At 32.2% G+C, this 11871-nt stretch carries 10 protein-coding genes; all 10 read right to left on the bottom strand.

The window, feature by feature from the left end; all coding sequences use genetic code 11:
- Nucleotides 1-274: 274 nt before the first annotated feature.
- Complete coding sequence (locus RTX25_RS14165) at nt 275-1144, bottom strand: LicD family protein (protein WP_312654561.1); 870 nt, start codon at nt 1142-1144, stop codon at nt 275-277.
- A 261-nt stretch (nt 1145-1405) separates the two neighbouring features.
- Nucleotides 1406-2929 carry a murein biosynthesis integral membrane protein MurJ gene (murJ, locus tag RTX25_RS14160; protein ID WP_312654560.1) on the bottom strand — a complete coding sequence of 508 codons (1524 nt, stop codon included), beginning with the start codon at nt 2927-2929 and terminating at the stop codon, nt 1406-1408.
- Between the two features lie 48 nt (nt 2930-2977).
- Nucleotides 2978-3928, bottom strand: coding sequence for a glycosyltransferase (locus RTX25_RS14155; RefSeq protein ID WP_312654559.1), 951 nt, complete (start codon nt 3926-3928; stop codon nt 2978-2980).
- Nucleotides 3929-4058: 130 nt separating this feature from the next.
- Complete coding sequence (locus RTX25_RS14150; RefSeq protein ID WP_312654558.1) at nt 4059-5294, bottom strand: O-antigen polymerase; 1236 nt, start codon at nt 5292-5294, stop codon at nt 4059-4061.
- 156 nt (nt 5295-5450) lie between these two features.
- Nucleotides 5451-6680 (bottom strand): glycosyltransferase, encoded by a 1230-nt coding sequence (locus RTX25_RS14145; protein ID WP_312654557.1) that lies wholly within the window; start codon nt 6678-6680, stop codon nt 5451-5453.
- A complete protein-coding gene (gene wecB / locus RTX25_RS14140; RefSeq protein ID WP_312654556.1) occupies nt 6673-7797 on the bottom strand; it encodes a non-hydrolyzing UDP-N-acetylglucosamine 2-epimerase in 1125 nt (374 codons plus the stop codon). Before wecB ends, RTX25_RS14145 begins: the two co-directional genes overlap by 8 nt.
- A 1-nt stretch (nt 7798) precedes the next feature.
- Nucleotides 7799-8908, bottom strand: coding sequence for a capsular polysaccharide biosynthesis protein CapF (locus RTX25_RS14135; protein ID WP_312654562.1), 1110 nt, complete (start codon nt 8906-8908; stop codon nt 7799-7801).
- The gene (locus tag RTX25_RS14130; protein WP_312654555.1) at nt 8908-9927 is read right to left on the bottom strand and encodes a polysaccharide biosynthesis protein; all 1020 of its coding nucleotides are present in this window, start codon (nt 9925-9927) and stop codon (nt 8908-8910) included. The genes RTX25_RS14135 and RTX25_RS14130 overlap by 1 nt, the downstream gene beginning before the upstream one ends.
- Nucleotides 9831-11120 carry a glycosyltransferase family 4 protein gene (locus RTX25_RS14125; protein ID WP_312654554.1) on the bottom strand — a complete coding sequence of 430 codons (1290 nt, stop codon included), beginning with the start codon at nt 11118-11120 and terminating at the stop codon, nt 9831-9833. The genes RTX25_RS14130 and RTX25_RS14125 overlap by 97 nt, the downstream gene beginning before the upstream one ends.
- A 17-nt stretch (nt 11121-11137) precedes the next feature.
- Nucleotides 11138-11698: a sugar transferase gene (locus tag RTX25_RS14120; protein WP_312654553.1), complete on the bottom strand. Its 561-nt coding sequence runs from the start codon at nt 11696-11698 to the stop codon at nt 11138-11140.
- Nucleotides 11699-11871 lie beyond the last annotated feature (173 nt).

The raw sequence follows: 11871 nt of genomic DNA, 5'->3' as shown, positions 1-11871 counted from the left end.
TTTCAGCGTTATTTAAGCTTTCTGTTTAAAGCGGAAGTTAGTTTTGAATTTAACCATTATGTTTTTAATTGTATATTCTCAATAAAATCCTTCTACTCTAATAAAACGACTTAATTATGATCATTGTAAGAGGTCTATGATCGGATGGATGTATTTAGGAACCATGTATGAGATAATCTAGCAACAAAAGGCGACCTCGCGGTCGCCACAATGATACTTATGTTGAACAACTTTCATGACCTAAGGATTCTAGGGAAGAAGTTGTTCAATTCCTTCAAACCTTTTTCTCAGTATCAAAACAAATTTCAATTATCTCATGGTGAGGTTCTTGTGATGGTGGAGGTGTCATATAATCACCATAGTTCTTGGTTAAAACTTCATGATACTCTCTAGGGACGGGGAAGTAATGTCCTTCAAAATCCCAAGATAATGAATCATAGAAAGTGTTTTTCTTTATGGTAAATCTATCATAGAGTTCCTTACTAGTACTTAGACTCAAATCTCCTACATACTCAGTATTGCTATTGTTAAATGTACGTGAAACCTTAGTAATTATATTATCCATAGTTCTCTTAGGAATGATTTTTAAGACATAGTGAATAGCTAATCTAACATATTTATATAATAGGTTGTTCGTCATACTTATAGTTTTATTAATTCTGCAACTATTGATCAATTGAAAAAGATTAAGAACTATCCTTTGTGTGTTTCCCTCTATTGTATGTGGTTTAACATTATCAAAAGGAAATATGTCAATGAATATACCATGATGCATATTTACCTCTTCTAATATTGATTGCATGAAAATTGTTTTATTCTTCCTAATTTTTGCGAATTGATAGAAATATTTATTATCACTATCATACGTTTGAAGGAAATAATCCTCGCTAAGATCTTTTTTTGCAACTTGTAAAAATCGGTCATATTCTTCTCTTAGCATACAAACATCAATATCATCGTCCCAAGGAATAAATCCATTATGCCTTATCGCACCTAATAATGTTCCTGCGAATAATTGATAGTTAATATTATTTTTTTTACAGATTTTGTCAAATTCTAGAAGTAATTCTAGCTCAACTTTTTGGATTTCTCTTATGTTAACATTCAAACCTGGGAATTTGTAATCATAGCACTTAATATCCATCACTCCAATTCGATCATAATAACATTAATGTCAGGTAATTGTTACCTTCTTTGAGTCTTCTGAATAAGATGCCTCACACTCGCAAAAATGTCATAGTAAAAATATATTTTATAAACACACTATATATCAGTAGGTTACTACGCGTTTAGATTTTGCTCGGATTACTCATCCGTTTGGCCATGTTGAATTTTTTCTATTCGACACTCATTACCCTGAATTACTGTTCTGTCAGATAACTAATCGATTCAGCATAAAATCCACCTATTTTTTCGATTTCGCCAATTTCGTTCTAAACATTCTTATTAAAACATTCACTTCTTCTATCTTCATGCAATAAATTAGGATCAAATAAAGCATCACTCCTAGAGCTATTGAAATTACTAAAGATAAATTTTGACTAATATTCATAGATAAATTGATATATGTCAATTTGGACACTACACCCATCCCGAGAGATGCGGTTATAATTTTGAGTAACGATATCATCATGTTCCTTAAACTAAAGAATCCAATTTTCTTTCTTAAATTTAAAAACAATAGTACAGTGCTTATTAAAGCAGAAATACTTGTTGCTAATGCAAGTCCACTGATTCCCATGAAACTCGATAATATGATATTTAGGACAATGTTAATTGTAACCGCTATGGCTGAATATATTGCAGGTGTTTTTGTGTCTTGTAAAGCATAAAACGCTCTTGATAGAACCTCACTTAAGCCAAACCCCAACATTCCTAAAGAATAGTAAAAAAGAGCAGCTGATGTTAAAACTTGGGCTTCAGAAGAAAATTCTCCGCGCCCAAATACCATCGCAACAATAGGTTCAGAAAAAATCATGAACCCTATTGTTGCTGGAATCACTAATAAATTTACGCTGCTTATAGATTCTGAGAGTGTTTTTTTTAAACCGTTAATATCATTTTCAGCAGCCATTTTTGATATTATCGGAAACAAAGCAGTGGTTATGGACAAAACAAATATTCCTTGGATAAATCCGTTTAACTTTCCTGCATAATTGAGTGCAGTTATACCGCCTTCTACTATACCTGAAGCGACTGTTCTATCAACAAGAACATTAATTTGATTCACGGAAGAACCAACAATTGCCGGAAAAGCAATATACATCATTTTTCTAAGATTTATATTGTTAATTTCTAGGATTCCAGAATATTTATAACCCATTTTATATGCATAAAACAAGACTATTATTAATTGTGATCCAGAAGAAATTAAAGATCCAATAGCCAAAAGTAATATATCCCCTTTAGAACTAAGTATGATGACTATTATTGTTATCAAATTCATTGGGAAGCCTAAGATTGCGGGAACTATATAATTACCTTTTATCTGTAAATAACTATTGAATATTGATACTAAACCTGTAAAATACATTCCAAATAAACTAATTCTACTGAATTTCACAGCTAAATCTAAAGCTACACCCTCAAATCCTGAAGCAAAAAGTTTTACTATAGGTACTGTGAATATAAGACCTAAGATGAATATTATTGTAGTAATAACTAACATAATATTAGTTAGATTATTAGTAAATTTCAATCCTTCTTTTGTGCCTTGAGCTTTCTCTATTTGACTATACATAGGGATATATCCCGACGCTATTCCTACTCCGACAAATCCAAAAATTACCATGGGAATAGTAATGGATATTAAATAAGCGTCTGTGATATAAGAGGCACCAAAAAAATAAGAGAGGGTAATATCTCTAGCAAACCCCATAATTTTTGACAAGATGGTTATGATCATCAATAGTATTGCAGTTTTCTTCATTGTAGTTTTTCCTTTGCTGAAAAAAACATATTCTTAATATGCTTTTAGCTACCTTTTAATCACGAATAAATCATTTATAATCATTTTAGATATTCTTTTCCGAGAATCAATTTCTAATTTGTACTTTAGTTTTTTTATCTCATCAGAAGTTAAAACTAATCTTATCGGATTAGATAGTAAAACATAAACAGATTTTATGAATGTTTTAAAACGATAAAAAATAAAGTTCTTTTTTCCCGAGATATAATTATAGTATCCTTCATTAAGACCTTTCATTAACTTCTCAACATAAATAGGTTGAAGTCTAACTTTTGGAATAATGTGCAATAAAGCCATTTGGTTATTATAACCATAATCAAAGCCTTCTTCCAGAACATAATTAGCGATTTCTCCGTCTTCACCAGAACCTAATGCTTTGCCTTGCCTTCCTATATTACTAGTCCACCCATTATCTAGAAACTTTTTTAAGGGCTTAGCTCTCAGTACCATTCCTGCTCCAAAAGGACCTTTAATAGCAGGAAGTAAATTCAAATCATAATCTTCCATTCGAACATGGGTACAGGCCAAATCTTGGTAGATAGCGTTCAACATAACAACTTCTTTCTTTGTTATTTCATCTCTTATAGTTGCAATACTTGCACCATTAAATACTCCAACTTTAGGGTTATTTGATATAAAAGACAACGCTTCATTTATCCATTCTGGCAATAAAATATTATCATCATCCAAGTAAGCAATCCATTCAGTATCTACTAATGCTCCATGTTTTCTAGCATGACTCAATCCAGGATTTCCCTCATAAATATACTCGATTCTAGGATTGATTGATTGATACTTACAGATAATATTCTTTGTATTATCTGAAGAAGCATTATCAACAATCTTTAGTTTTTCTACATGATCTTCAAATCCCTTTTGAAATATTATAGATTCTATAACCTCATCTAAATATTTTTCCCCGTTATAGGTACATATAACTAAAGTTAATTTCTTTTGCATATTCTCCTCCTAGTATAAATACTGTTAATACCTAAAATCGTATTGATATTTATCACATTCATTTACAAATCAACGCGAGTAATATACATTCTTTTATGATTTTTATATGAATAAACTATACACTAAAAAATCATTTAATATCTTTCATTGTTTCCCCGTTATACTTTATTAATAATATAATCAGTATAATTGGAAACACGGAATATAAATCCATAAATTTAAAACTAAAGATACTTAATATCATCAGAAATTCTAAATAAGAAAACAGTACAATTCCATAATCTCCTTTGATTGTTCGATATAAATAATTATAGAGAAGACCGATAGAAAAATTAATACCAATGATCCCCGCCAAACCAAAATCTTTAAACTGCCAATAAAACGATGTTGCAAGGGCATTGTAATAATTGGTGAAACTATTTGTATCTGATAATTTTACCATCTTCATCAGCTTCATTCCAACATCTGACATACCACTATTCCCAATACTTACCCCAAGGAATCTTAAAACCATCTTTGCAGGTGCAATAACACTGGAAAGTAATAACTCTCCAGTGTATCTTATCCCATCATCAACCTTCATTAAATAATCAAAGTATGAAATTGAACCACTAAAATACGTAATTAAAGCCATATAAACTTTAGATAGACTGCCTTCTCTTAAATATGTCATCATCAATACAACTAAGCACATTATCAGTATAAATTTGAAATACTTTGATATCAATTTCTTCTTGAACGCATAAATACTAACTATAATTATATAGTTTATAAATTCTCTGCCAGCACTAAATAAGCTGAATAGAAACATATTTACAACCACTAAAATGAATCTTTTCGAATTCTTGCTCTCCAATTCAGTTAATGAGATCAAGAAATTTATTAGATTGAACATTTTAAAAGCATTGTAAATATGACCACTTATCGACGTGTTAAACAATGTGATTGTAATATTATCGATTGGGATGCCAAAATAAACAAATCTAACCTTCCAGTATTCTTCAAACATATTAACAGTATTACTCATCTTATAAAAGTAGAATATATTTATAAAAAGGTATACAATTTCTATCACTAAAAGAATAGTAAGTAAATACGGTTTTACGTAATTATATTCTTTGGAGCTATTTTTTTTCCTTATAAGAATTGTGATATTAAATGAAAATAAACCTGCATATATATATAAATAAGTTTTTAAATCTATCGCATAAAAATTTCCAAGATTTAAAAATGAAATCAAAAGCCAAAATAACCACCATATATTAAAAATCAAAACATAGTTACTAATTATTTTTTTTCTTTTTATCGTGTAAATAGTAAATAGTACAAGCATAGTATAAAATATGAAGAATATAATGCTATCCAATTTATATAGTCCTCCTTTTCTTTAAAGTCCTTATTAGAAGAAAACACAGTCCGGGGACGACAATAGATGAGCATCCTCAAGAAGAGGAGAAAATCCACTCCAATTCTAACTAACGTTCTATATTATATATAACTATGATTATTTTAAACTTTTGATTTAATGAGTATCTAATAAATCAATAATTTTCTTCGCCTGATCAATATAATTTTTCGTCTCCGCAAACTCTCTTGCTTTCTTACCAATCAGGGATCTCTCCTGATTAGTGTACTGAACTATTTGATCTAATTTTTCACCAATTGTAATAGGCATGTTATCTTCAAGTATAATTAAGTACTCTTTATACTCTTGTGGTATTCCAATAAGCATAGTAGTAACTAGTGGTGTTCCAGATAACATATATTCGAGTGTTTTTGATGGGAAAGAATATTTTACAAACTCTTCATTATTTGATCTTGCATTAATCAAAAAATCCGCTTTTCTTTGAATTAATATGATTTCACTATTTGGTACAAATCCTTTATAAATAACATTTTTATTAGTATTTGTTATCTTTTCTAGTTCGTTTTCAAAGTCTCCGCGTCCATATATTTCTAAAATCGCATTTTTGTTTTGCATAGATAAAAATCCATCAATTATATTCTTTATCCCGTACTTCTCATTCACTGAACCTGTATACACAATCCTTATAAGATCATCGTTTCTATTTTCATCTAATTGACTGGAATAGTTTATTTCATTTTGATTGATAATACCTTCCATAACAAGATATGGCTTACCTGGCGCAAAATCTTCAGCAAGAAATTTAGTTACGGAAACTATTTTTGTTGATTTCTTCATCAATAATTTGGATAGATAAAGCTCAATATTTCTCAATTTAGATTTAACACTAGATTCCACATTTGTTCGCACAGCTGGAGGATCAGTCCATATCGCAATATAATCTATGTTATATAATTTCGAAATTAACAAACCGACAATCATATAAGGAATATGAACTGAATATACTATGACGCCAGCTTTATTATTTTTCGAATGATAATTAGTTAAGCTATAAAAAAGCGCAGAAAAAAATCTCGTAAAAATTTTAAATATACCAGAATTAATATAGGGGATTTCTAAAATCTCTATTTTTTTATCATCTAAACTAACTGACCATTTATTTTTCTTTAATTTTAACTTAGGGAAAAATGGATAGTCTGTTACTGGTCTTGCAGAAATATATGTGAAATTATACTTGTCGTGATGCTCTAAGCCTTTGATTAAATTCCAATTAAACTTATGGGTTTGGATTGAAGGAAACTTATCGCGTTCAAACGTATCTGTCATCTCTATCTGAGGGATTGCAAATCCTAAGAACAAATAGTTTTTTTTTATTGTACTATTCATTCCACACTACTCTTTTCACATAGTCAGTATAAGATAAAATTATCCTTAATACTTTATCTGAGACATTAGGCATACCATAATCAGACACATTTCTTAACGTTAAAACCTCTTGCGACTCTAAAATCTCCAAGCCTTGTAAAATTCTCTCTTTTTCGAGACCAACCATCATCACTGATGCTTCTTCCATTGCTTCTGGTCTTTCATGAGCTTCTCTAATGTTTAATGCTTTAAACCCTAATATCGATGATTCCTCACTAATTGTACCGCTATCACTTAATACAGCTTTCGCGTTGATCTGAAGTTTAACATAATCATTGAATCCAAGAGGTTTCATGGTTCTGATCAGCGGGTTGAACTTAATTCCTTTGTTTTCAATCATCTTCCTGGTTCTAGGATGAGTACTTATTATGATCGGTATATTATACTTCTCAGCTATTGTATTCAGACTTTCTACTAAATTTAAAAAATTCTTTTCTGAACTGATATTTTCTTCTCTATGAGCAGATACAACGAAGTATTCTCCCTCAGCCAGTTCATTCTTAACCAGTACATCAGAGTTTTCAATATCAGCTTTCCTCGAGTTAAGAACCTCAAACATAGGACTTCCAGTTTTAATGATCCTATCAGCTGGTAAACCTTCTCTTAGTAGGTATTCTCTCGCAATATCGCTATAAGTCAGATTAATATCTGCAGTATGATCTACGATCTTCCTGTTTGTTTCCTCCGGGACTCTCTGGTCAAAACATCTATTTCCCGCTTCCATATGGAAGATAGGTATATGCCTTCTCTTAGCAGCGATTGCACACAGACAGCTATTAGTATCTCCTAAGACAAGAAAAGCATCTGGGCAAACTTCCTCAAGAATAGGATCTATTTTCACTAAAATATTTCCAATTGTCTCAACAGCTGTACCTGTAGCTGCATTCAGGAAAAAGTCAGGTTTTTTCAAGTTAAAGTCATTAAAAAACACTTCATTCAATTCATAATCATAGTTTTGTCCCGTATGTACAAGTATATGTTCTATGGCTTCAGACTCTTCCAATTTATTGATTACTGCTGACAGCCTTATAATTTCGGGACGAGTACCCACAACAGTCATAACTTTAAGTTTTTTCATTCTATACCTCCAGAAAATATGTATCCGGTTTATTGGGATCAAATTGTTCGTTTGCCCACATAACCGTTACCATATCAGTATTACCCAAATTTTCAATATTATGCGTATACCCTGTCGGTATATCCACAACTTCTAGTTTTTCTCCACTAACTACATATTCAATAATCTCGTGAGAATCGATTTTCCTGAATCTAATCACGCCTAGTCCACTCACGACTAAAAATTTTTCATTCTTTGTGTGATGCCAGTGATTCCCCTTAGTAATTCCGGGCTTCGACACATTAATCGATACTTGTCCTCTTTCGGGTGTTTTAATGAATTCTGTAAAAGAACCTCTATGATCTGTATTCATCTTCAGATCATAGCTAAATCTATCAGTTGGTAAATAGCTTAAATAAGTGCTATAAAGTTTTTTTGTGAAGCTCTCCGACATATCAGGAATAGTTCTGTCTTCTCTACTGTTTTTAAATGAATTAAGCAGGTCTACGATTCCTCCAAGTGTAACATTATGGACAGTTTTAACTTCACAGAATTGTCCATTTTTCGATTCATTTCCATCAAGAGCAGAGATTAACTCTTCAACTACATCATCAATATAGACAAGACTCATCTTAACACATGGATCATTCACCTGTATTGGCTGATCACGTGCAATATTATGGCAGAAAGTAGCTACTGCACTATTGTAGTTAGGTCTACACCATTTTCCGAATACATTAGGAAATCTGTACACCAGGACTTTTGATCCGGTGTCTTCACTATACTTAAACAGCAGATTTTCACCTGCTTTCTTACTTTCACCATAAGGATTATCTAGTTCCGCTTGAATTGAAGAAGATACCATAATCGGACATCTGTTGTTATGCTTCAACAGTGTTTCTAGAAGAACTGAAGTGAAACCGAAATTTCCCTCCATATACTCAGACGGGTCCTCTGGACGATTGACACCAGCCAGATGGAAGATGAAATCTGTATCCTGACAGAATGTGTCAAGTAACATGATATCAGTGTCCTTATCAAACTCATATATTTCATTATAATTTCTGTTCTTCAGCTCGGCAATTAAGTTCTTGCCGATAAAACCATTGGATCCTGTGACGAGTATTTTCATTATCTGTTCCAACTTTCCAGCTGTTCCTTAACATAGTCAAGCTGCAGTAATCTTTCCTTAACCTGCTCTACAGTAAGCCTCTCAGTATTATGAGAATTATATTCATCCTCTGAAGATAACTGTTTGTCGCCTTCTACAAAATACTTATCATAATTCAGATCTCTCTTATCCGCAGGTACCCTATAGAATCCGCCCATATCTTTTGCAACTACATTTTCTTCTTTAGTCAGCAGTGTTTCATATAGTTTTTCCCCATGACGGGTACCAATCACTTTAATCTCGTTAGGTGCATTGAACAATTCTTTTACAGCCTGAGCAAGATCACGTATAGTTGATGCTGGTGACTTCTGAACCATAATATCCCCTGCTTCAGCGTTCTCAAACGCGAACACGACTAACTCAACTGCCTCATCAAGACTCATTAAAAATCTTGTCATATTTGGATCAGTAACAGTAAGTGGCTGGCCGTTCTTTATCTGTTCGATGAATAGTGGAATTACTGATCCTCTAGATGCCATCACATTACCGTAACGAGTTCCACAAATTAATGTTTTGCTAGAGTCAACCGTCTTTGCTTTAGCAACGAATACCTTCTCCATCATTGCCTTAGAGATACCCATTGCATTGATCGGGTAAGCCGCCTTATCTGTTGATAAACAGATAACCTTTCTTACTCCCATTTCCACTGCACCAGTCAAGACATTGTCTGTTCCTAGCACATTTGTCTTTACCGCTTCTAATGGGAAGAATTCACATGAAGGTACTTGCTTCAGAGCTGCAGCATGAAAGATATAATCTACTCCATGCATCGCGTTTTTAACACTTGCCAGATCTCTGACATCACCAATATAAAACTTGATTTTATCATCATGATAGAGCTTTCTCATATCATCCTGTTTCTTCTCATCTCTTGAGAATATTCTTATCTCTTCAATGTCTGTATCAAGGAATCTTCTAAGAACTGCGTTTCCAAAAGATCCTGTACCCCCTGTGATGAGTAATTTTTTTCCTTTAAACATATCTCTTTCTCTCCTCTTAAGTAATGATTTAACGAATCTATAAATTTTTCTTTAGCAAAGTTATTTTTGTAGTAATCATAGGAATTCTTTCCAAATGATTCTACACATTCAGGGTTTTCAATGTATTGAAGCATTTTTTCACTTAGTCCAACATAATCTCCACTTTCAACGCAGAGTCCAGCATTTGAGAGTTCAATAATTTCTTTAGTATCATAAGAAATTGCTCCCATAATCGCTTTTCCTTTGGCCATATAAGTCTGTAGCTTCCCTGGAATTGTTCTACCAATGAATCCTTCATTTTTCAAAGTTATGATACATACATCAGTATCACGATATATACTGTTCATTTCTTTATGAGATTTTCTTCCGTGGAAAATAAAGTGGTCTGTCAATCCACACTCCTCAACCATCGCTTTAATATTCTCTTGGTTAGATCCACTTCCAACAATATTGATGATGAATTTATTAGCTTTTATGATTTCAGCCGCTCTAACAATGGTTTCCACATCTTGAACTAAACCGATGTTGCCTGCAAAAGTAAATGATATGGATTTGTAGTCTTTCCTTAGAACAATATTGTCACTAACATCTTCCTCATCAGTGTATTGCGGCAAAAATGCAATTTTATCATCGTTCAATCCAATTTCAGAAACTAAATAGTCCTTGAATGAAGGTGAGGAAGTTAAAACATAATCTGCACCATGATAGATTTTCCTGCTCATTTTACGAATTATACTAAAAATCGGTGAGCTTTCATTAATATTCATAGCTTTTACCGATTCGGGCCAGAGATCAAGAGTATAAAGCAAACTCCTGATTTTATGTTTTTTCGCATAGACAAGACCTGGTACGAACATGGTAATAGGAGAAGTCTGGAATGAGAAAACAATATCGTACTTTTCTCTCATAAATAATGCATAAATGGATCCTGATAGAACATAAGACATATAATTCAGGCTACGGAAAACAGGTCCTTTTCTTCTGGAAATTATCGGGACTCTTATCACTTCTGCCCCGAAATAATCTTCTCTTCTCTTCTTGAAAAATCGATATTCTTCAGGTACTCTGCCTAAATCATAATCAGGAAGGCCTGTTATGACTTTTACTTCGTTCTCTTTAGCTAATTCCTTAACGATATCATTTATTCTGAAGTTGTCAGGATAAAAAACTTGTCCAACTATAAGTATTTTCATATCCCTCTCCTCTCTGATTATTTTCCGTTTAAAGAGAAAAATGTATGCAAGATTATCTTTGTATCAAACAATATACTAATATTATTCTTGTAATACAGGTCTAACTTTAATTTTTCTCTTTGATCACATGTATCACGAGCGATCACCTGAGCCCAACCAGTTAACCCTGGTTTTAGCTTATCAATCTGAAACGCTTTTCTCAAATCGATAATTTCGCCTTCATTAGGTATAAATGGTCTGGGTCCTACAAAAGACATTTCACCTTTAAGAATATTTAGTAACTGAGGTAATTCGTCTAAACTTGTGCGCCTGAGTAATTTTCCAAATTTCGTAACATATTCGTTATTATCAATATCTCGGGCTGCTTTATTAGGAGCATCTGTTTTCATAGTTCTAAATTTAATTATTTTAAAAGGTTTACTATCTTTCCCCAATCTTTCTTGGGCAAAAAGAATCGGTCCCTCAGAAAAAATCTTTAACAGTACTGCTATAATGACCAAAATTGGAGCTAACCCAATTAAAAGAGCAACTGCAAAGAAAACATCTAGGAGTCTTTTGACAAAGTTATAGTTACACATAATTACCTCTACATCAAATTCATAAATTATTCATCTTGATAAATTCAATTTATATTTTAACATAAAATCTATACATTACCTATCCCAAAGTGTTGATTCCTTTTTTTTTTTCTTGAAGCCTTAATTGTAAAAGTAACTTCCGGTTAGGAGAAAGAATAATGATGAAGTGGAAG

Source organism: Proteiniclasticum sp. (assembly GCF_032054185.1).
Classification (GTDB): Bacteria; Bacillota; Clostridia; order Clostridiales; family Clostridiaceae; genus Proteiniclasticum.
Note: the sequence above shows the minus strand (reverse complement) of the source record. Positions and strands in the feature narration are given on the sequence as shown.

Bases quoted from the DNA above. Each gene is read 5' to 3' on its own strand.
- RTX25_RS14165 (WP_312654561.1), bottom strand. From the start codon at position 1,144: ATGGATATTAAGTGCTATGATTACAAATTCCCAGGTTTGAATGTTAAC.
- murJ (WP_312654560.1), bottom strand. From the start codon at position 2,929: ATGAAGAAAACTGCAATACTATTGATGATCATAACCATCTTGTCAAAA.
- RTX25_RS14155 (WP_312654559.1), bottom strand. From the start codon at position 3,928: ATGCAAAAGAAATTAACTTTAGTTATATGTACCTATAACGGGGAAAAA.
- RTX25_RS14145 (WP_312654557.1), bottom strand. From the start codon at position 6,680: ATGAATAGTACAATAAAAAAAAACTATTTGTTCTTAGGATTTGCAATC.
- wecB (WP_312654556.1), bottom strand. From the start codon at position 7,797: ATGAAAAAACTTAAAGTTATGACTGTTGTGGGTACTCGTCCCGAAATT.
- RTX25_RS14135 (WP_312654562.1), bottom strand. From the start codon at position 8,908: ATGAAAATACTCGTCACAGGATCCAATGGTTTTATCGGCAAGAACTTA.
- RTX25_RS14130 (WP_312654555.1), bottom strand. From the start codon at position 9,927: ATGTTTAAAGGAAAAAAATTACTCATCACAGGGGGTACAGGATCTTTT.
- RTX25_RS14125 (WP_312654554.1), bottom strand. From the start codon at position 11,120: ATGAAAATACTTATAGTTGGACAAGTTTTTTATCCTGACAACTTCAGA.
- RTX25_RS14120 (WP_312654553.1), bottom strand. From the start codon at position 11,698: ATGTGTAACTATAACTTTGTCAAAAGACTCCTAGATGTTTTCTTTGCA.